At 74.9% G+C, this 19,989-nt stretch carries 15 protein-coding genes; 4 read left to right on the top strand and 11 right to left on the bottom strand.

What is annotated here, in order from left to right:
• Nucleotides 1-97: 97 nt before the first annotated feature.
• From ACFTWP_RS26160 to ACFTWP_RS26140, 5 genes are all read right to left on the bottom strand, one after another.
• On the bottom strand, nt 98-1,051 hold the full coding sequence (locus ACFTWP_RS26160; protein ID WP_380267253.1) for a lipoyl synthase: 954 nt from the start codon (nt 1,049-1,051) through the stop codon (nt 98-100).
• 148 nt (nt 1,052-1,199) lie between these two features.
• A complete protein-coding gene (lipB, locus tag ACFTWP_RS26155; RefSeq protein WP_380267346.1) occupies nt 1,200-1,970 on the bottom strand; it encodes a lipoyl(octanoyl) transferase LipB in 771 nt (256 codons plus the stop codon).
• A gap of 152 nt (nt 1,971-2,122) precedes the next feature.
• Complete coding sequence (locus ACFTWP_RS26150; protein WP_380267251.1) at nt 2,123-4,021, bottom strand: helix-turn-helix domain-containing protein; 1,899 nt, start codon at nt 4,019-4,021, stop codon at nt 2,123-2,125.
• A 188-nt stretch (nt 4,022-4,209) separates the two neighbouring features.
• Nucleotides 4,210-5,592, bottom strand: coding sequence for an MFS transporter (locus ACFTWP_RS26145; RefSeq protein ID WP_380267250.1), 1,383 nt, complete (start codon nt 5,590-5,592; stop codon nt 4,210-4,212).
• 196 nt (nt 5,593-5,788) lie between these two features.
• On the bottom strand, nt 5,789-6,562 hold the full coding sequence (locus ACFTWP_RS26140) for a 3-hydroxybutyrate dehydrogenase (protein WP_380267249.1): 774 nt from the start codon (nt 6,560-6,562) through the stop codon (nt 5,789-5,791).
• Nucleotides 6,563-6,893: 331 nt separating this feature from the next.
• On the opposite strand from ACFTWP_RS26140, the gene ACFTWP_RS26135 reads away from it, so the two are divergent.
• Entirely contained in the window at nt 6,894-8,867 is a 1,974-nt protein-coding gene (locus tag ACFTWP_RS26135; protein WP_380267248.1) for a regulator, read from the top strand.
• A 266-nt stretch (nt 8,868-9,133) separates the two neighbouring features.
• Here the strand turns inward: ACFTWP_RS26135 and ACFTWP_RS26130 are convergent, their stop codons facing one another.
• Nucleotides 9,134-10,465 carry an NAD(P)/FAD-dependent oxidoreductase gene (locus ACFTWP_RS26130; RefSeq protein WP_380267247.1) on the bottom strand — a complete coding sequence of 444 codons (1,332 nt, stop codon included), beginning with the start codon at nt 10,463-10,465 and terminating at the stop codon, nt 9,134-9,136.
• Nucleotides 10,466-11,042: 577 nt separating this feature from the next.
• Between ACFTWP_RS26130 and ACFTWP_RS26125 the strand changes: the two genes are divergently transcribed.
• The gene (locus tag ACFTWP_RS26125; RefSeq protein WP_380267246.1) at nt 11,043-11,267 is read left to right on the top strand and encodes a hypothetical protein; all 225 of its coding nucleotides are present in this window, start codon (nt 11,043-11,045) and stop codon (nt 11,265-11,267) included.
• Between the two features lie 168 nt (nt 11,268-11,435).
• Here ACFTWP_RS26125 and ACFTWP_RS26120 read toward each other — a convergent pair whose 3' ends face one another.
• Nucleotides 11,436-12,341: a TIGR01777 family oxidoreductase gene (locus tag ACFTWP_RS26120; RefSeq protein ID WP_380267245.1), complete on the bottom strand. Its 906-nt coding sequence runs from the start codon at nt 12,339-12,341 to the stop codon at nt 11,436-11,438.
• A 62-nt stretch (nt 12,342-12,403) separates the two neighbouring features.
• Between ACFTWP_RS26120 and ACFTWP_RS26115 the strand changes: the two genes are divergently transcribed.
• Together ACFTWP_RS26115 and ACFTWP_RS26110 are read left to right on the top strand one after the other, a co-directional pair.
• A complete protein-coding gene (locus ACFTWP_RS26115; RefSeq protein WP_380267243.1) occupies nt 12,404-12,907 on the top strand; it encodes a GNAT family N-acetyltransferase in 504 nt (167 codons plus the stop codon).
• A gap of 213 nt (nt 12,908-13,120) precedes the next feature.
• The gene (locus tag ACFTWP_RS26110) at nt 13,121-14,251 is read left to right on the top strand and encodes a hypothetical protein (protein ID WP_380267241.1); all 1,131 of its coding nucleotides are present in this window, start codon (nt 13,121-13,123) and stop codon (nt 14,249-14,251) included.
• Nucleotides 14,252-14,303: 52 nt separating this feature from the next.
• Here ACFTWP_RS26110 and ACFTWP_RS26105 read toward each other — a convergent pair whose 3' ends face one another.
• The 4 genes from ACFTWP_RS26105 to ACFTWP_RS26090 all read right to left on the bottom strand — a co-directional run bounded on the left by ACFTWP_RS26105 (nt 14,304) and on the right by ACFTWP_RS26090 (nt 19,672).
• Nucleotides 14,304-14,819: a DUF4240 domain-containing protein gene (locus ACFTWP_RS26105; RefSeq protein ID WP_380267344.1), complete on the bottom strand. Its 516-nt coding sequence runs from the start codon at nt 14,817-14,819 to the stop codon at nt 14,304-14,306.
• Nucleotides 14,820-14,943: 124 nt separating this feature from the next.
• Entirely contained in the window at nt 14,944-16,296 is a 1,353-nt protein-coding gene (sucB, locus tag ACFTWP_RS26100; protein ID WP_380267240.1) for a 2-oxoglutarate dehydrogenase, E2 component, dihydrolipoamide succinyltransferase, read from the bottom strand.
• A 60-nt stretch (nt 16,297-16,356) separates the two neighbouring features.
• On the bottom strand, nt 16,357-17,745 hold the full coding sequence (lpdA, locus tag ACFTWP_RS26095; RefSeq protein ID WP_380267238.1) for a dihydrolipoyl dehydrogenase: 1,389 nt from the start codon (nt 17,743-17,745) through the stop codon (nt 16,357-16,359).
• 424 nt (nt 17,746-18,169) lie between these two features.
• Nucleotides 18,170-19,672, bottom strand: a complete 1,503-nt coding sequence (locus ACFTWP_RS26090; protein WP_380267237.1) for a leucyl aminopeptidase — start codon at nt 19,670-19,672, stop codon at nt 18,170-18,172.
• Between the last annotated feature and the right edge of the window lie 317 nt (nt 19,673-19,989).

Genomic DNA, 19,989 nt, shown 5'->3' with positions numbered 1-19,989 from the left:
GGGGTGGGGCCGCGGCCCCACCCCTCCCGTCCTCGTGCGTCCGACGTCACACCGCCGGGCGCGGCGCCGCCGAGCGGCCCGCGCCGTCGGGCAGGTGTCAGACGGCCGCCTTCGCGCGGTGCTCCAGGGCCTGGCGGTAGAGCCGCCCGGCCCGGTAGGAGGACCGCACCAGCGGCCCCGACATCACGCCGGCGAAGCCGAGCTCCTCGGCCTCCTGCTGCAGCTCCACGAACTCGTGCGGCTTCACCCAGCGCTCGACGGGGTGGTGGCGCAGCGACGGCCGCAGGTACTGGGTGATGGTGATCAGCTCGCAGCCGGCGCCCACCAGGTCGGACAGCGCCTGGCTGACCTCCTCGCGGGTCTCGCCCATGCCGAGGATCAGGTTGGACTTGGTCACCAGCCCGGCCGCGCGGGCCTGGGTGATGACGTCGAGCGAGCGCTCGTAGCGGAACGCCGGGCGGATCCGCTTGAAGATCCGGGGCACCGTCTCGACGTTGTGCGCCAGCACCTCGGGCCGGGACGAGAAGACCTCGGCCAGCTGCTCGGGCACCGCGTTGAAGTCGGGGATCAGCAGCTCGACGCCCGTCCGGCCGCCCTCGCGCCCGGCGGTCTGCGCGTGCACCTGGCGAACCGTCTCGGCGTACAGCCAGGAGCCGCCGTCCTCCAGGTCGTCGCGGGCGACGCCGGTGATGGTGGCGTAGTTGAGGTCCATCGTCACGATGGACTCGGCGACCCGGCGCGGCTCGTCCCGGTCGAAGTCGGCGGGCTTGCCGGTGTCGATCTGGCAGAAGTCGCAGCGGCGGGTGCACTGGTCACCGCCGATGAGGAAGGTCGCCTCGCGGTCCTCCCAGCACTCGAAGATGTTGGGACATCCCGCCTCCTGGCAGACGGTGTGCAGTCCCTCCTTCTTCACCAGCGACTGGAGGGCCGTGTACTCCGGGCCCATCTTCGCCCGGGTCTTGATCCACTCAGGCTTCCGCTCGATGGGGGTCTCGCTGTTGCGGACCTCCAGGCGCAGCAGCTTCCTGCCGTCGGGTGCGACAGCGGACACGTGCGACTCCTAAGAACTAGACGGGGTACCCCCAGGGTACGCCTGTGCTTGTACGGCTCTCCACGGGCCCGGCCCCCCTAATCGCAGGACTCGGGGTGGCGTTCGGGCGGTCCCGTCCGGGCAACATCCGCCGCCCGGCCGGGATTCCCTACCGGGCCAGGGCGGGTTCGGCGAGTTCGGCGAACACCTCGGCGAGGTGCTTCTCGACCACCGGGAGCGCCTCGCCGACCGGGAAGGCCCGGCCCAGCTCGGTGCTGACCGAGCCGACGCCGGCGTCCCGGATGCCGCAGGGCACGATCCGGTCGAACCAGGTCATGTCGGGGTTGCAGTTCAGCGCGAAGCCGTGCATGGTCACGCCCCGCGCGACCCGCACGCCGATCGCGGCCAGCTTGCGGTCGTCGCCGCGCTGGCCGGCGTTGGACGCCGCGTACTCGGGGCCGGCCAGGCGGGGGTCGATGCCCAGCGGCAGGCCCATCCGCAGGGTCAGGCTGCCGATGTCGACGACCTGGGCGGGGTCGACCACGGCGTCCGGGATGCTCGCGCCGAGCACCCACACCCCGCTGCGGCCCTCGACCCGGGTGGTCTCCACCCCGAACTCGCCGCAGGCGCGGATCAGCGCCTCCTCCAGCCGGCGGACGTACGCGACCACGTCCATCGGCTCCGGCAGCTTCACGATCGGGTAGCCGATCAGCTGGCCCGGACCGTGCCAGGTGATCTCCCCGCCGCGGTTGACCTCGACCACGGGGGTGCCGTCCAGCGGCCGGTCCTCGGGATTGGTGCGCCGGCCCGCCGTGTAGACCGGGGGGTGCTCCAGGAGCAGCACGGTGTCGGGGATCTCGTCGGCGACCCGCAGGGCGTGCAGTCGCTGCTGCTCCTCCCAGGCCTCCTGGTACGGCACCGACCGATCGCCGATGCCCATGCGTACGAACCGTACGTTCTCGCTCACCGCTGCTCCTTGCCAGGCGTTCGAGACCAACCTCGCCACTGTACGCCCGACCGGGTGAAACCCGTCCGGGCGTCCGTTCCGGGTGTTCGAGGCGGGCCCCGGCGGCGGGTCGGCCGGGCCCGCGTTCAGCCGTCGGCGAGCAGTTGCAGACGCAGGGCGAGCTGGAGTTCCAGGGTGCGTTCGGGGTGGTTCCAGTCGTGGCCCAGCAGGGCCTCGATCCGGTCCAGGCGCTGGACGACGGTGTTCACGTGGACGTGCAGTTCGTCCTTGGCCCGGGTCAGGCTGCTGCCGCTGTCGAAGTACGCCCGCAGGGTGCGGACCAGCTCGGTGCCGCGGCGGGCGTCGTAGTCGAGCAGCGGGCCGAGGGTGGCGCCGACGAAGCCGTCCACGTCGTGGCCGTCCCCGAGCAGCACGCCCAGGAAGCCCAGCGCCTGCGCCGAAGCGCCGTCGCCGGGCCGGCCGAGCACCCGCAGCGCCCGTACGCAGCGCACCGCCTCGGCGTGGGCGGCGGCCAGCGCGGGCGGGCCGGCGGCCGAGCGGCCGGCGCCCACCGTCACCGGGAACCCGGTCAGCCGGGCCAGCCGGTCGGCAGCCTGCTCGGCGGCCGCGCCCGGGGTGGTCGAACCGTCGTCGGGCAGCAGCAGCACCACGTTCTCGCCGTGCTCGGCGCTGACCCCGCGGGAGCCGAACAGGTAGCGCCCGGCCGCTCCCGCCAGCCGGCCCCGGCCGACCGGCGCGGCGGCCTCGGCGACCAGCACCAGGTGCGGGCGGCCGAGGTCGACGCCGAGCCGCCGGCCGCGCGCGACCAGTCCCGCCGGGTCCCGGTCGGGGGCGGTCAGCAGGTCCGCCAGCAGCTCGCCGCGGACCCGGTTCTCGGTCTCGGCGACCGAGCGGCGCATCAGCAGGAGCAGTGCCGTGACCACTCCGGCCCGCTCGAACAGCCGCCGGTCCGCGTCGTCCAGCCCGGGCCGCCCGGACAGCACCAGGCTGCCCAGCGGCTCCTGGCCGGCCAGCACCACGCAGACCCAGCTGTCGCCCCGGCGCACCGCCCGGCCCTCGGCGCGGGACGCGGCCACCGCCTCGGCCAGCCCCGCGCCGGTGCCGGCCTGGCCGGCCAGGGTGTTGCCGTCGGCGTCGTGCACCGCTATGCCGCCGTCCAGCAGTACGGCGACCTCGGCGGCCACGTCGGCGACCTCGGCGCCGCGCAGCACCAGGTCGGTGAGCCGGTCGTGGGCCTGCTCGGCGCGCTGGACGGCGGCCGAGTGGGCCTGGATCACCGCGTTGGCGCTGTTCAGGCCCGCCAGCGCGGCCCGGGTGTCGGCCAGCGACTTGGCGGTGTCCAGGGCGATCGCGGCGTGCGCGGCCAGCGAGCAGAGCAGGGCGACCTCGTCGGGCGAGAAGGCGCGGGGCGAGCGGTCCGCCGCGAACAGCACCCCGATCACCCGGCCGCCGAGCAGCAGCGGCACCCCGATGATCGCGACCAGGCCCTCGTCCAGCACCCCGGCGTCGATCTGCCCGGTGTGGTGGAAGCGCCCGTCGGTGCGGTAGTCCGGCGTCGCGTAGGGGCGGGCGCTCTGCGCGACCAGGCCGCCGAGGCCGTCGCCGAGGCTGAGCCGCAGGTTCTGGAAGAGCGCGGAGACCGAGCCGTCGGTGACCCGCATGTACGTGTCGCCGGCCGCCTCGTCCGGCAGCGTCAGGTACGCGGTGTCGGTGCCGAGCAGCAGCCGGGCCCGGCGCACGATCGCCTGCAGCACGTCGTCCAGGTCCCGGGAGGCGGCGAGGTCGCCCGCGGTGTCGAACAGCGCCGTCAGCTCCGCCTCCCGGCGTCGGTGCTGGCGCAGCGTCCGGTGCACCCGCAGGGCCAGCCAGGTCGCGTCGTCGATCGCGGCGAGGACGTCCGCCGGCTCGCCCCGCAGGCGGGCGTCGGCGAGCACCCCGGCGAAGTCCTCGGTCGCGGCGCCGGAGGCGAGCAGGTCGAGCAGCCGGCGCAGGGCGGGCGCCGCGCCCGGGATCGGGTCGGTCATGGTGCAGTCGCCAATCGGCAGAGTCAGGCCTCGGGGGGACGGTCCGGTACGGGCACGGAAGCGCGATGGTACGCCCGATGGCGTCCGGGACGGCCGGCAAGCCGGCGCCCCGGGTGGATCGGGCGCCGGCTTGCCGGGGGCGGACCGCCCGGACCGCCCGGGGCGGCCACGGGTGGTGACGGGTCCGCTCAGGCGGTGACGGCCTTCGCGGCGGCGGCCACCGGGGCGTTCGCCTCCACCTCGGCGTCCACCTCGGCCAGGTCACGGCCGCGGGTCTCCTTGGCGCAGAGCACCGCGAGCACCGTGATCACCGCGGCGATCGCGACGTAGACCGAGATCGGCGTCGAGCTGCCGTAGTCCTTCAGCAGCGCGGTGGCGATCAGCGGCGCCGGGGCGCCGGCCGCGACCGAGGCGAACTGGGCGCCGATCGACGCGCCCGAGTACCGCATCCGGGTCGCGAACAGCTCGGAGAAGAACGCCGCCTGCGGGGCGTACATCATGCTGTGGAAGACCAGACCGATCGTCACGGCCAGCAGCAGCGAGCCGAAGGACTTCGCGTCGACCAGGGTGAAGAAGACGAAGGCCCACACCCCGACGCCGACCGCACCCACCAGGTAGACCGGCTTGCGGCCGACCCGGTCGGAGAGCGCGCCGAACAGCGGGATCAGGGCGAACTGGATCGCCGAGGCCACCAGGACGGCGTTCAGCGCGGTCTGCTTGGGCAGGTGGACGTGGGTGACGGCGTACGCCAGCACGAAGGTGGTCATCACGTAGTACGAGATGTTCTCCGCCATCCGGGCGCCCATCGCCACCAGCACCTCCCGCCAGTGGTGCCGCAGCACGGCCACCAGCGGCGGCTGCTCGGCGCTCTGCTGCGCGGCCTTGCGGGCCTCCGCCTTCGCCAGGGCCTGCTGGAACAGCGGCGACTCGTCCACCGAGAGCCGGATCCACATCCCGACCAGCACCAGCAGCGCCGAGAGCAGGAACGGCACCCGCCAGCCCCAGGACAGGAAGGTCGACTCCGACTGGACGGCCGTCAGCAGCGACAGCACGCCGGCCGCCAGCAGGTTCCCGGCGGGCGCCCCGCCCTGCGGCCAGGAGGCCCAGAAGCCGCGCCGGCGGGCGTCCCCGTGCTCGGACACCAGCAGCACCGCGCCGCCCCACTCGCCGCCGAGCGCGAAGCCCTGCACCAGCCGCAGCGCGGTCAGCATGATCGGGGCCGCCACGCCGACCTGGTGGTACGTCGGCAGGCAGCCGATCAGGGTGGTCGAGCCGCCCATCAGCAGCAGGCTCACCACCAGCAGCTTCTTGCGGCCGATCCGGTCCCCGAAGTGACCGAACACCAGGGCGCCCAGCGGGCGGGCGGCGAAGCCGATGGCGTAGGTGAGGAAGGACAGCAGGGTGCCGGTCAGCGGGTCGCTGTTGGGGAAGAACACCTTGCCGAAGACCAGCGCGGCGGCGGTGCCGTAGAGGAAGTAGTCGTACCACTCGATGGTGGTGCCGATCAGGCTCGCGCCGACGACCTTCCAGAGGGGGGAGCTGGTTCTCGCTACGTCGGGAGAACTGGCCATGGGGTCCACCTGTCTTCTCTGCGGGTGAGGGCGGGTCAGGGGTGCTGCGGGGGGAGGGGTGGTGCGGGGGACGGGGTGCTGCGTGACGGGGTACGACGGAGTCCGGGGGAGGGACGTGGGAGGGACGTGGGAGGTGGGGCAGGGCGGAGCGGGACGTGGGGGACGGGCCGGGCGGGGGGATCCTCCGGGGAGGCGGTCAGTGGGCCGTCCAGCCGCCGTCCAGGGGCAGGCTGGCGCCGGTCAGGTACGAGGCGTGCGGCGAGCAGAGCCAGAGCATGAGCTGCGCCACCTCCTCGGGCTCGATCAGGCGTTTGACGGCGGTGCGGTCGAGCATGATCCGCTCCACCACCTCGTCCTCGGCGATGCCGTGGGCCAGGGCCTGGGCGGCGATCTGGCGCTCCACCAGGGGGGTGCGCACGTAGCCGGGGTTCACGCAGTTGCTGGTGACGCCGTGCGGGGCGCCCTCCAGGGCCACCGTCTTGCTCAGGCCCTCCAGGGCGTGCTTGGCGGTGACGTACGCGGACTTGAAGGCGCTGGCCCGCAGCCCGTGCACGGAGGAGATGTTGACGACCCGTCCCCAGCCCTGCTCGTACATGTGCGGCAGGGTGCGGCGCAGGATCCGGAACGGGGCCTCCACCATGACCCGCTGGATCAGGGTGAAGCGGTCGGGCGGGAACTCGTGCACGGGGGCGACGTGCTGGAGGCCGGCGTTGTTGACCACGATGTCCGCGTCGGCCGGCAGGGCGTCCACCGCGGCCGGATCCGACAGGTCGACGATGTGGGCCACGCCGTTGATGCGTTCGGCGAGCTCGGTGGCCGGCCCGGCGGCCAGGTCGACGACGTAGACCTTGGCGCCGGCCTCGGCGAGGGCCTCGGCACAGGCCAGGCCGATGCCCGAGGCCGCGCCCGTGACCAGGGCCGTCCGGCCGGTGAGGGCGCCTGCGGGGGGCCGGTCCGAAGTGGTGTCCATGGCCCAGAACGGTAGGAATTCGCGGGCCGCTCTCCTATGGTCCCCGTCGCCACAGTGTCCACGGCCGGTGTGGTGGTCCGCCCCATGGGGCGGGCCAGGGCGGGCGGCCCGGCTCAGGCCGGCCGGCGCCCGGCGGGAGGCAAACCACAGCCCGCCCGGCTTCAACACAATGGGCGCCCTTGCTTCACCCGTTCGGAGGATTGCCCGGCCAGAACCGCACATAGCGCCCGAATGCTCGCTACATTCACGCCGATTCCCGACAGGGGGCGCCGCTCAGGTACCGGGGGACTGGACTGTGCCGGAGCGGCGCTTCGAGAGGTGTTGACTGACTATGCCCCAACGGCCCGCAACAGACAGCCCGGCGTACGGACCGCTCGACCCGCTCGACCCGCTCGACCCGCACGAAGGGCCGGACGGGCGCGCCCGCACGGAGGCCTCCGGCGGCCTGCACCAGGACCGGGGGCCGCACCGGGACGCCGGGCCGCCCGCCGGCGCCGAGGCGGCCGGCCCCGCGCTCCCCGGCGGCGCCGGGCACGCCGACGACCCGAGGGACTCCGAGGACACCGGGCACCCGGGCGAGGCGAGGGTGCCGGCCCCCGCCGCCGGCTCCGCCCCGGCCGGCTCCGCCCCCGCCGTCGGAGCGGGCGACCCGCCCGCCACCGGCCCGCAGAACGGCCGCCTCGCGCTGCTGATCGACGAGGCGGGCTTCTCGCACGCCGGTCTGGCCCGCCGGGTCGACCAGCTCGGCCTGGAGCACGGCCTCGACCTGCGCTACGACAAGACCTCCGTCACGCGCTGGCTGCGGGGCCAGCAGCCGCGCGGCGCCACCCCGGCACTGATCGCCGAGGTCTTCACCCGCCGCCTCGGCCGCCGGCTCACCGCCCTGGACCTCGGCCTGGACGCCTGCGCACCGGTCTACGCGGGGCTGGAGTTCGCCGAGACGCCGCAGGAGGCGGTGGACATCGTCGCGAGCATGTGGCGGAAGGACAGCGGCCCGCAGTCCGAACTGCGCCGGATCGCCTTCACCCCGGCCGGCCTGGTCGTCCCCAGCCGGGACTGGCTGATCGGCCGGACCGACGAGCGGGTCGCCCGGGACGGCTCGGTGCCCGGCCTGCTCGACCCGCCGCCCGGCCCCGGCGGTGCGTCCGGCGGACCGGGCGCACCGGGCGCACCGGGCGGGTCGGGCGCACCGGGGCAGGGCTCCCCGGCCGGTCAGGGCGGCCCGGCGGGCCCGGCCCGCCCCGGCGACCGCGGCCCGGAGCGCCCCGCCGACCGCAGGCCCGGCGGGGCACCCCCGGGGCCCGGCGCCCTGGGCCGGGTCCCGGTACAGAACCGGCGCCCGCCCGTCGCGGTCGAGCCGCCGTCCGGCGACCAGACCGGCGAGCCCCGGCCGGCCCTGCGGGTCGGGCGCGGCGACATCGCCGCCGTCCGTGCCGTCGGGGACCTCTTCCGGGCGCTGGACCAGGCCTACGGCGGCGGGCACGCCCGGCAGGCCCTGGTGCGCTACCTGGAGAGCGAGGCCGAGCCGATGCTGCGCGGCCGCTACGGCGAGCAGATCGGCCGGGCGCTCTTCGGGGCGGTCGCCGACCTCACCCGGCTGGCCGGCTGGACCTCCTTCGACATCGCCGCCCACGGTCTCGCCCAGCGCTACTTCGTCCAGGCGCTGCGGCTCTCCCAGGCGGCGGGGGACCGCGCGCTCGGCGGCTACGTGCTGGTCACCATGAGCCAGCAGGCGGTCCACCTCGGGCACGGCCGGGAGGCGGTCCAGCTGGCCCGGGTCGCCCAGCAGGGGGTGGGCACCTCGGCGCCGGCCGCCGTCCAGTCGCTGCTGCACGCCGCCGAGGCGCGCGGCCACGGTCTGCTCGGGGACGTCCGGGCCTGCACCACCGCGCTGGTCCGCTCCGAGCGCTCGCTCGCCGCGGCCCGTCCGGGCGACGACCTGCCGTCCTGGGCCCGCTTCTTCGACGAGGCCCAGCTCGCCGACGAGTTCGCGCACTGCTATCGCGACCTCCAGCAGTGGCGACCGGCCGCCCAGCACGCGGAGAAGTCGCTGCGGCTGCGCTCGCCCGCGTACGCCCGCAGCCGGATCTTCTGCCGGCTGGTGCTGGCCACCGCCCGGCTCGGGATGGGCGACCTGGACGAGGCCTGCGCGATGGCCACCGACGGGCTGCGGGCGGCCGGTGAGATGCGCTCCGCCCGCACGCTGGAGTACGTGCGGGACTTCCACCGCCGCCTCGCGCCGTACCGCGGCAGCCCGGTGGCCCGGGCCTTCGAGGAGGCGGCCCGCCAGTCCGGGGTGATCTGAGGGCCCCGGCGCTCGCCGGTGCGCGCCCGCCCGCGCTCCGGCACGGCCCCCGGAGGGACGGGGCGGGAACGGGAAGCGGGGGAGCGACGTCGCAGCCCTGCGGCGGCGTCGCTCCCCGGCTCCCCGGTCTCCCGTCGTCCCCTCCCCGGGTCGTCCCGGCGCTCCCGGAGGCCCGGCTCCGCACCGCCCCGACCGCGGTCGCGCCGCGACGACCGCTACGCCGCGACGACCGCTACGCCGTGACCACCGCTACGCCGTGACCACCGCTACGCCGCGACCTCCGCCTCCCGGCCCGCCGCCGGCAGGCCCAGGTCCCGCAGGACGGAGTCCGCCGCCCGGCGGCCGGAGACCAGCGCGCCCTGCACGCTGCTGGTGTCCCGGTGGTCGCCGCAGACGTACAGCCCGGCGAGCACCCGGACCGGCCGGCGGAAGTTGTGCGGGGGCGGCATCGCGGGGACGGCGTCCGGGACGTGGCGCACGCTCAGGAAGCCCCACCCGGTGGTGGAGGTGCCGTACAGCTCCGCGAGCCGCGCCCGCACCGCCGGTTCGAGCCCGGCCGGCCCGGCGGCGTCGAAACCGCGGCGGCCCAGCACGGTGGTGGCGATCAGCGCCTGCCCGGCCGGCGCGTAGGACGGGTGCAGTTCGCTCAGCACCAGCGAGTGCGAGACCAGCGGCAGACCGGTGCCGGGGCGGTCGCCGTCCAGCAGCAGCACCGGCTCGCTCACCGGCGCCCGGTCGGCGGCGTGGTAGTACGTGGTCACCGGGTGGAAGCCGGGCAGCCGCAGCCCGGGCATCAGCTCGGCGGCGGAGGAGGCGTCGGTGGCGATCACCACGGCCCGGGCACCGATCCGGCCGTGGTCCGCCGTCTCGACCCCGTCCGCCGCGATCGAGGTGACCCGCACCCCGAGCCGTACCGTGCCGCCGGGCAGGGCGGCGGCCAACTGCGCCGGCACCGAGGCGATGCCGCCGGCCGGTAGGCAGAGCCGCCCGCGCGCGTACGAGCGCAGCACCAGGTCGGCCACCCGGCTGCTGGTGCCGAGGGCGGGGTCGCTGAGCAGGGCGCCGAGCAGTGGCCGCAGGACGCCGTCGACGGTCCGGGCGGGCAGCCCGCGCTCGGCCAGGGCGCGGGCGGCGGTGGTCTCGGGGCGGGCCAGCAGTCGCCCGGCCGGAGTGGCGGCGTGCCGGCTCAGCCAGCCGCCGAGCCGGGCCCGGTCCAGCGGGCTGCCGAAGGGCGTGCGGGTGGCCGCCTGGCGGGCGGTGGTCGACTGCGGGTCGCCGGCCCGGTAGCGGCGGCCGCCGCTGTGCACGAGGGCCCCGGGCGCGAGCGGGCGCAGGTCGAGCCGGTCGAGGTCGAGGCGGCGGCGCAGCTCGGGGAAGGCGGTGTTGAGCAGGTGGCTGCCGTGGTCGAGCCGGAACCCGTCCACCTCGCGGGTGGCCATCCGGCCGCCGATCCGGTCGGTGGTCTCCAGGACCTGGACGGCCAGCCCGTGGCCGGTCAGCGCGCGGGCGGCGGCCAGGCCTGCGAGGCCGGCGCCCACCACCACGACGTCGGGGTCGGACTGGCGGCGGGTACGGCGGGTGAAGTCGTATGCGGGCACTGGAGTGCTCCCTCCCTGGTCCCGGATCTTCGGCCGACGCAGGCAGCGGGGTGCCGGGACACGGTCCGACCATGTGATGCCCCGTCACTGTGGGAATCAGACAGTCGGGCCCGGTCGGATCCGTGGCCGCGCCGGGATTCGGTGGCACGGGGACGGGGCACGGTCACGCACCGTGCGCCGGGACGCCCGGATGGGTGGCGGACGGGCGCGCACGGTGACGTGGGGCGCGCGGCGTACCTCGCATGTGCTCCCGTGCGCCCCCTGCACCGCTTCCCCCGCCGGGCCCGGGGAGCGCCCGCCCGGGCCGGGAAGGCCCCGCCGCGCCCCTCGTCCCGTCGTTCCGCGGCCCGGCCGGCGGTACCGCCCGCCCCGGGCCGGGAAGGCCGCAGGGCCCCCGGGGCGGCGCTGCGCGCCGACGCTCGACGGGGGCGGCGCTCGACGCCCGGGAAGGAGTCCCGAACGGCCCGTAGCGGCCGAATGCCCTGGTCAACACACCCGCTCGGCGGTATGTCCCCGAGCTCGGCGGGTGGGAACCCTACTGTCGCCGTGACACCGTCGAGGAAGGGAACACCTGACCATGAACCGAACCTCCAAGCTGCTGCTGGTGCTGGCCGCCGCCGCCGGCATCGCCGGCCTGCCGGGCGTCGCCGTCGCCGACGTCAACTTCGACGCTTCGCCCGGCCCTTGGGCGATCGTGCTCGGGGACGGCAACCAGCTGGCCGGGGACGACATCTTCAACGTCGGCGGTGACAACACGGTCGGTTCGTTCAACGGCGAGGGCAGCGGGGTCCTCGCGGGCTGACCGTCCGTCCGAGGGCGAACCCGTGCCGCCGGAACGAGACCCGTTCCGGCGGCACGGTCGTTCCCGCCGCCCTTCTCCGCTCCGCCGCCGTCCCGACGGCAGCCGGCAGCCGGCAGTCAGGCAGCCCGCCGCCGGCAGTGGCCGCCGGCGGCCCCGGGAGCCGGTCGCCTACAGGGCGGCCCGGACCGCCGACTCCACATCGGGGTGCCGGAACCGGAACCCGGCCTCCAGCAGCCGCTCGGGGAGGACCCGGTGGCTGCCGGCCACCTCGATCGCCAGCTCGCCGAGGGCGGCCTTCAGGACGGTCTCCGGCACCGGGAAGGGCGTCGGACGACCGAGCACCCGGCCGACCGCCGCGGTCAGCTCGCGGTTGGTCACCGGCTCCGGCGCGGTCAGGTTGACCGGCCCGGCCACCTCCTGGTGGTCGATCAGGAAGCGCAGGGCGGCGATCTCGTCGGCCAGGGAGATGTAGCTCCAGTACTGGGCGCCGGACCCGAGCCGGCCGCCGAGCCCCAGCCTGAACAGCGGGAACAGCCGCGCGCCCGCGCCGCCGCCGGTGGACAGCACGAGTCCGGTCCGCGGGTGGACGACCCGGATCCCGGCGTCGGCGGCGGGCCGGGCGGCGGCCTCCCACTCCACGCAGACCCCGGCGAGGAAGTCGTCACCGGCGGGCGACGACTCGGTGATCACCCGGTCGCCGGTCTGGCCGTAGTAGCCGACGGCCGAGGCGCTGACCAGCACCCTGGGCGGGGTCGCGGCCTTGGCCAGCGCGGCGGCCAGGGTCTCGGTGCCGAGCACCCGGCTCTCCCGGATCTCCCGCTTGTAGGCGTCGGTCCAGCGGTGGTCGCCGACCCCGGCGCCGGCCAGGTGGACGGCCGCCTCGACGCCGGCCAGCCCGGCCCGGTCGATCTCCATCCGCAGCGGGTTCCAGCCGACGCCGGTGGTGCCGTCGGCCTGCGGTCCGGTCCGTGACCGGTGCCGGACCAGGCGGACGACCTCGTGGCCGTCGGCGAGCAGCGAGTCGACCAGGGCGGAGCCGATGAATCCGGTGGAACCGGTGACAGCGATGCGCATGGGCCCATCCTCGCAGCTCCACCCCTTCGAGCCGGGGACCTCGGCTGGTTAGCATGACGCCCATGCGAGACGACGATCTGATCATCCGTTCGGCCCGGCCGGAGGACGAGCGGGAACTGGCCGAACTCAACCGCGCCGCCTGGTCGTGGCTGAGCGAAGTCTCTCCGAGGCCGGCCGAAGGCGCCGGCGTCTTCGACGAGCGGCACCCGCCGGAGCAGTACCTGCTGGCCCTGCTGGACGGCCGGCTGGTGGGCTACATCCGCCAGGTGCCGCCCACCCCGCTGGCCAGCAACCGGCACGTGCGCCAGATCCAGGGCCTCGCCGTCGACGGTTCGGTCCGCGGCCGGGGCATCGGCCGGGCCCTGGTCGAGGCCGCCTGCACGGCCGCCCGCGAGGACGGCGCCCGCCGGATCAGCCTGCGCGTGCTCGGCCACAACGCGCCCGCCCGCCGGCTCTACGAGAGCTGCGGGTTCCGGACGGAGGGCTCGCTCAGCGAGGAGTTCCTGCTGGACGGCCGGTACGTGGACGACATCTGGATGGCCCGCCGGCTCGACGGCGAGGGCTGACGGGCGCCGCCGGGCCTCCCGGGTGGGCCCGCCGGCCGCCCCCGTCCACGGTTCGCGTACTGCGGATCCGGTGGCGGCGGCCGGCCGGCCGCCGGCCCGCGGCGGTCCACCGGGACCCCCGGCCGGGCACGGTTGCCGAACCGTGACAGAAGGGACCGCACTGTCACCGGTGGCCCCTGTCTGGGAGCGGTCCGCGGCGGGTACGGTACGGCGGTGAGCAACTCGACGCCTCCCGGGTGGTACCCCGTACCGGGCACAGGGCCGGACGGCGCGGCCTCCCAAGAGTGCTGGTGGGACGGCACGGCCTGGACCGCCGAGGTCCGTACGGCGCCGGGCGCCCGGCCGCCCTCGGGCGCGCAGATCGCCGACGCCCCCACCCAGGCCTGGGAGGGCGCGGCGCCGGCCGTGCCGCAGCCCGCCCCGGGGCAAGGGCAACCGCCCGGCTACGCCCCCGTCGGGCAGCCCGGCGCCGGCTACGGGTACCCGCCGCAGCCCGCTGCCGGCTACGGCTACCCGCCGCAGCCCGGCACCGGTTACCCGCCCGGCTACCCGGTGGGCGGCGGCCAGCCCGGCTACCCGCCCGGCGGGATGTACCCGGGCGTCCCGCCCACGCCGCGCAGGGGCGGTACCGGCGTGGTGATCGGTGTGGTGGTGGCCGTGCTGCTGGCCGGCGGGATCGCCGCCGGGGTGGCGCTGAGCGGGGGGGACGACCCGAGCCCGAAGCCGTCGCCCACCCTCGCCCTCCCCTCGGAGCCGGTCGGCCCGTCCGAGAGCCCGGCGGGTTCGCCCAGCCGGCAACCGAGCCCCACGGCCGCGCCGCGCAGCACCGCCCCGGTGGCGGTCACGGGGACGGTTCCCGACGCCCAGCACGCCATCACCGTGCCGGTGCTGACGGGCTGGACGTCCGGTACCCCCGGCTCCACCGCGACGGTCTCGCTGACCAGCGGCCCCTACACCTGCCCGGGCACCGGCGGGAGCTGCGTCCGGGGCCAGTTCTCGATCAAGACGGATCCGGTGGAGGGCTCCACCGCGCGGGCGGCGGCCGAGGCGGCGATGCCCGCGTACGCCGGGGCGATCTTCTCCGGCCTGGCCTCGCACACCGACGCCGGCTCCGCCGCGACCACGGTGGCGGGCGTGGCGGGCTACGCCGTGCGCTGGCACGTCCGGACGAGCGACGGCACCACCGGCTACGTGCTGCTGGCGGCCGTCCCGGCCGAGGGCGGTGGCTACGTCGTCCTGAACGGCGGGGTGGACGAGGACCCGAAGGCGCCGGACCGGTCCGCACTGGAGCAGATCCTCAAGGGCATCAAGCAGGACGGCAGCGCGAGCGGCAGCGGCGTGTGACCGGGGCGCGGCGGCGGCCCGGTCACCGGCCGCCGCCGCCCCCGCGCCGCGGCTACTCCCCGAAGCGCTCCCAGAGCCGGGGGAACCGTTTCGCCATCGTCTCGGCGTCGCCGAAGTCCAGCGGCGGGCCCTCCGGCCCGGCCGGCTGCCGGAGCCCGAGGTCGGGCAGCGGCAGTCCGGTCAGCTGCTCGTACGCCTCGTCGGCCGCGTAGCCGACGTCCTCGGCGTCGCCGTCCTCCTCCTCGTCGAAGTCGGGCACCAGCTCCGCCAGGTCGTCGGGCTCCTGCAGGGCGCCCTCGAAGACCTCCCGGCCCTGGCCGATCAACCAGCAGCGGAAGTAGTCGAAGGCGTCCTCCGAGGCGCCGTCCAGCAGCAGGTGGGCGGCGCCCCACAGGTCCGTCCGGTAGGCGCGCTGGAAGCGGGCCTCGAACAGCCGGGCGAAGTCGATGACGTCGTCCGGCGTCAGCTGGGCGAGCCGCTCCACCATCCGGTCGGCCTGCTCGTCCGGGTCGCCCTCGGCGGCGTCCCGGGTCTCGTCGATGATCTGCCAGAAGTCCGTCTCGTACATCACCGCTCCAGCATCCCTGGTCACTCGGGCAAACGCATGCGAAGTCGGCGTGAAACGCGGAAACCCCCGCTCCGTCCGAGGACGGAGCGGGGGTCGCGGCAGCGGGGGAGGCCCGCTGACGGCCCTACAGGCCGAGGTCGCCCTCGAAGGCGCCCTCTTCCAGGCGGGCCTTGACCGTGCCCAGGTAGCGGGCGGCGTCGGCGCCGTCCACGATCCGGTGGTCGTACGACAGGGCCAGGTAGACCATGTCGCGGACGGCGATGGTCTCGCCCAGGTCCGGGTGGTTGATCACGACCGGGCGGCGCACGGTGGCGCCGATGCCCAGCATGCCGACCTGCGGCTGGTTGAGGATCGGGGTGTCGAACAGCGCGCCGCGCGAACCGGTGTTGGTCACCGTGAAGGTGCCGCCCGCCAGCTCGTCCGGCTTCAGGCCGCCGTCACGGGTGCGGGTGGCGAGGTCGGCCACCTTCTTCGCGATGCCGGCGATGTTGAAGTCACCCGCGCCGTGGATCACCGGGACGAACAGGCCCTTGTCGGTGTCCACCGCCACGCCGATGTTCTCGACGTCGTGGTAGGTGATGGTGTCGTCCGCGTTGACCTTGGCGTTCAGGACCGGGTGGACCTTGAGCGCCTCGGTGGCGGCCTTGATGAAGAACGGCAGCGGGGAGAGCTTGACGCCCTCGCGCTGCAGGAAGCCGTTCTTCGCCTTGTTGCGCAGCTGCATGATCCGGGTGACGTCCACCTCGACCACGGTGGTCAGCTGGGCCGACACCTTGAGCGAGTCGACCATGTGCTTGGCGATGGCCTTGCGCACGCGGGTCATCGGCACGGTCTGGCCGCGCAGCGGGGACGGCGCGGCGGCGGCCTTCGGCGCGGCGGCGGCGGCCGGGGCCGGGGCGGCTGCCACGGCCTTGGCGGCCTCGGCGGCGGCGATGACGTCCTGCTTGCGGATGCGGCCGCCGACACCGGTACCGGTGACGGAGCCCAGGGCGACGCCCTGCTCGGCGGCGAGCTTGCGCACCAGCGGCGTGACGTACGCGTCGGAGCTGTCGGCGACCGGAGCGGCGGCCGGAGCAGCCGGGGCGACCGGGGCCGGAGCGGCGACCGGGGCCGGCGCGGCGGCGACCGGCGCGGCGACCGGGGCCGGGGCGGCGGCCGGAGCCGGCGCCTCGACGACCGGGGCCGGGGCGGCCGGGGCCGCCTCGGCGACCGGGGCGGCGGCGGCGACCGGGGCGCCCGAGCCGTCGTCGATGACGGCCAGCTCGGTGCCGACCTCGACCGTCTCGTCCTCGGCGACCTTGATCGCGGCCAGGATGCCGGAGACCGGCGACGGGATCTCGGTGTCGACCTTGTCGGTCGAGACCTCGAGCAGCGGCTCGTCGACCTCGACGCGCTCACCCTCGGCCTTGAGCCAGCGGGTGACAGTGCCCTCGGAAACGCTCTCGCCCAGCGCGGGCAGTGTTACTGAGACCGCCATGGTTTCAGCGACTCCTTCAAAGTCTTGCGTACGGATGGGGGAAGTAGGCGGGGAGCGCGATCAGTCGTGCGCGTGCAGCGGCTTGCCGGCCAGCGCCAGGTGCGCCTCGCCGAGGGCCTCGGACTGCGACGGGTGCGCGTGGATGAGCTGCGCGACCTCGGCGGGCAGTGCCTCCCAGTTGTAGATGAGCTGGGCTTCGCCGACCTGCTCACCCATGCGGGCACCGACCATGTGGACGCCGACCACGGCGCCGTCCTTGACCTGGACGAGCTTGATCTCGCCGGCGGTCTTGAGGATCTTGCTCTTGCCGTTGCCGGCCAGGTTGTACTTGAGCGTGACGACCTTGTCCTTGCCGTACAGCTCCACGGCCTTGGCCTCGGTGATGCCCACCGACGCGACCTCGGGGTTGCAGTACGTCACGCGCGGCACGCCGTCGTAGTCGATCGGCACGGCCTTGAGGCCGGCCAGGCGCTCGGCCACCAGGATGCCCTCGGCGAAGCCGACGTGGGCCAGCTGCAGGGTCGGGACGAGGTCGCCGACGGCCGAGATGGTCGGCACGTTGGTGCGCATGTACTCGTCGACCAGGACGTAGCCGCGGTCCGTCGCGACGCCGTTCTCCTCGTAGCCGAGGCCGGCCGAGACCGGGCCGCGGCCGATGGCGACGAGCAGCAGGTCGGCGTCGATCTGCTTGCCGTTCTCGGTGGAGACGCGGACGCCGTCCTGGGTGTACTCGACACCGGAGAAGCGGGCCTTGAGCTCGAACTTGATGCCGCGCTTGCGGAACGCGCGCTCCAGCAGCTTGGAGGAGTTCTCGTCCTCCAGCGGGGCCAGGTGCGGCAGGGCCTCGACGATGGTGACGTCGACGCCGAAGGACTTCCAGACCGAGGCGAACTCGACGCCGATCACGCCGCCGCCGAGGATCACGGCGGACTTCGGGATGCGGTCGAGCTTGAGCGCGTGGTCCGAGGAGATCACGCGGTCGCCGTCGATGGTCAGGCCGGGGAGCGACTTCGGCACCGAGCCGGTGGCGAGGACGATGTGGCGGCCCTCGACGCGCTGGCCGTTGACGTTCACCGAGGTCTGCGAGGAGAGCTTGCCCTCGCCGGTGATGTAGTGGACCTTGCGGGAGGCGACCAGGCCCTGCAGGCCCTTGTACAGGCCGGAGACGACGTCGTCCTTGTACTTGTGGACGCCCTTGATGTCGATGCCCTGGAAGGTCGCCAGGACGCCGAAGTCGGCCGCCTCGCGGGTCTCGTCCGCGACCTCGGCCGCGTGCAGGAGGGCCTTGGTCGGGATGCAGCCGCGGTGCAGGCAGGTGCCGCCCAGCTCACCCTTCTCGATCAGGGCCACGCTCAGGCCCAGCTGAGCGGCGCGGAGCGCCGCGGCGTAACCGCCGCTTCCGCCTCCGAGAATGACAACGTCGAAAACGGTGCTGGCGTCGTTCGCCACGTCACGTCCTCCATGCAAAGGGGTGCGGATCGCCGGGCCGGTCGCGGTCCGGTGGGTCGGGAAGCCTTTGTAAGGCGCCCAGTCGTGCCGGAAATACATCTTCGCACTTGTTCGCGGCGGCTGATGTCCCGGCCCGCCCCGGGGGCATCCGGGCGGCCCGTCGCAGGGGGTCGAACGTCCCGTACGTCAGGGTATCGCCGCAGCTCACAGGGCTGATGCTGGCTCGGTGAGCCGCGCTCCGCGGGGCGCTGGGCCCGGGGAGTTCCACCCTGTGGAACAAAGTTTCGCCCGCAGCGAACAGGGGTGCGGCGGACCCGTCGGGTTATTACCGCCAGGTAACCGAGAAATGGAATGAAAAAGGCCCGGCGCCTGTTGAGAGGCGCCGGGCCGGTGGCCCCGGAGACCGGGGCGCGGGTGGAACGGGTCAGGCCTTGTCGCCCGCGGCGGTCCGCTCCGCGAAACGGACCAGGGTGCGCACCGCGCTCGCCGTGCCGCCCTTCGGGGTGTAGCCGTACGGCGCGCCCTCGTGGAAGGCCGGGCCGGCGATGTCGAGGTGCGCCCAGTCGGTGCCCTCGCTGACGAACTCCTTCAGGAACAGCCCGGCCACCAGGCCGCCGCCCATCCGCTCGCCCATGTTGGCCAGGTCGGCGATGGTCGAGTCGGTCATGCCCTTGCGCAGCTCGGCGGGCAGCGGCATCGGCCAGGACTGCTCGCCGGCCTCCTTCGCCGTCGCGTGCAGGGTCTCCCGCAGCTCGTCGCTGTTGGACATCACACCGAAGGTGCGGTTGCCCAGCGCCAGCACCATCGCGCCGGTCAGCGTCGCCACGTCGACGATCACGTCCGGGTTCTCCTCGCCGGCCCGCACGATGGCGTCGGCCAGCACCAGACGGCCCTCGGCGTCGGTGTTGAGCACCTCGACGGTCTTGCCGCCGTACATCCGCAGCACGTCGCCGGGGCGGGTGGCCGAGCCGGACGGCATGTTCTCGGCCAGCGCCAGCCAGCCGGTGATGTTGACGGCCAGGCCCAGCCGCTTGGCGGCGACCACGGCGGCGAACACCGCGGCGGCGCCCGACATGTCGCACTTCATGGTCTCGTTGTGGCCGGCCGGCTTCAGCGAGATGCCGCCCGAGTCGTAGGTGATGCCCTTGCCGATGAAGGCGAGCGTCGCCTTGGCCTTCGGGTGGGTGTAGGCCACCTTCACCAGCCGCGGCGGGTTCGCCGAGCCGACGCCCACGCCGAGGATGCCGCCGAAGCCGCCCTTGGCGAGCGCCTTCTCGTCCAGCACCTCGACCTTGAGGCCGTGCTCCTTGCCGGCCGCCTGGACGACGGTGGCGAAGGCCTTCGGGTTGAGGTCGTTCGGCGCCATGTTGATCAGGTCGCGGGCGCGGTTCATCTCCTCGCCCACCGCGGTGGCGCGCTCGACGGCCGCCTTGGCGTCCTTGCCGCCCTTACGGCTCGTCAGCACGACCAGCTCGCCGACCGGCTCCTTGCCGTTGCCGTTGCTCTTGTAGGTGCCGTAGGCGTACGAGCCCAGCAGGGCGCCGAGCGCCACGGCGCCGGCCTCCTCCGCCGACTCGGCCGGCAGGGCCAGGGCGACCTTCTTGCTGCCCGCCAGGGTCCTGGCCGCGACACCGGCCGCGCGGCGCAGCGCCTCCTCGGAGAACCCCTCCTCGGCGTCGCCGAGGCCGACCGCGAGCACGAGCGGCGCCTTCAGTCCGGCGGGGGAGGGGACCTTGACGGCCTCGCCCTCGCCGCCGGTCGCGCCCAGGGTGGTGAGGACCTCGGCCAGCTTGCCCTCGAACGCCTCGATCACGGCCTCGGCACCGGGAGCCACCACGACGCCCTTCGGGCCCTTCGCCACGCCGACCACCAGGGCGTCCGCACGCAGCGAGGCGGCGGAGGAGGTGCTCACAGACAATGCAGTCACGTATTTGCGTCCTGTTCTTTCGCGTCCACGGCCGGGTGCGGCGGTGATGCCGCACCGGCGTACCCCCGCGTCGCCGGGATCCACCCGGCCGGCTCCGGTTCCGGGGCCCCTGGCGCGTGCGCCGCCTCCGGCGACCGCACACAGCAGAGGTCCCGGCTCCTCGGCGAAGAGCGGCCGGGCAGTACCCGCGACGGTGCAGGGCTACGGTGCTCCCCGCATGGTAGTCCGCATGCTGGGATCACGCCGCCCCCGGTACCCGCCCGTGGCCGGGCGCCGCACGGGTTCCGGCCGCCGGGCGCCGCGGCCGGGGGTGCGCG

Source organism: Kitasatospora sp. NPDC057015, from assembly GCF_042673745.1.
Classification (GTDB): domain Bacteria; phylum Actinomycetota; class Actinomycetes; order Streptomycetales; family Streptomycetaceae; genus Kitasatospora.
This window is presented reverse-complemented; position numbering and strand designations above follow the sequence as displayed.

What these genes read in the sequence shown, in the direction of transcription:
- lipB (WP_380267346.1), bottom strand. Translation starts at nt 1,970, where the DNA reads ATGGGCATCGGCGATCGGTCGGTGCCGTACCAGGAGGCCTGGGAGGAG.
- ACFTWP_RS26150 (WP_380267251.1), bottom strand. Translation starts at nt 4,021, where the DNA reads ATGACCGACCCGATCCCGGGCGCGGCGCCCGCCCTGCGCCGGCTGCTC.
- ACFTWP_RS26145 (WP_380267250.1), bottom strand. Translation starts at nt 5,592, where the DNA reads ATGGCCAGTTCTCCCGACGTAGCGAGAACCAGCTCCCCCCTCTGGAAG.
- ACFTWP_RS26140 (WP_380267249.1), bottom strand. Translation starts at nt 6,562, where the DNA reads ATGGACACCACTTCGGACCGGCCCCCCGCAGGCGCCCTCACCGGCCGG.
- ACFTWP_RS26135 (WP_380267248.1), top strand. Translation starts at nt 6,894, where the DNA reads ATGCCCCAACGGCCCGCAACAGACAGCCCGGCGTACGGACCGCTCGAC.
- ACFTWP_RS26125 (WP_380267246.1), top strand. Translation starts at nt 11,043, where the DNA reads ATGAACCGAACCTCCAAGCTGCTGCTGGTGCTGGCCGCCGCCGCCGGC.
- ACFTWP_RS26120 (WP_380267245.1), bottom strand. Translation starts at nt 12,341, where the DNA reads ATGCGCATCGCTGTCACCGGTTCCACCGGATTCATCGGCTCCGCCCTG.
- ACFTWP_RS26115 (WP_380267243.1), top strand. Translation starts at nt 12,404, where the DNA reads ATGCGAGACGACGATCTGATCATCCGTTCGGCCCGGCCGGAGGACGAG.
- ACFTWP_RS26105 (WP_380267344.1), bottom strand. Translation starts at nt 14,819, where the DNA reads ATGTACGAGACGGACTTCTGGCAGATCATCGACGAGACCCGGGACGCC.
- sucB (WP_380267240.1), bottom strand. Translation starts at nt 16,296, where the DNA reads ATGGCGGTCTCAGTAACACTGCCCGCGCTGGGCGAGAGCGTTTCCGAG.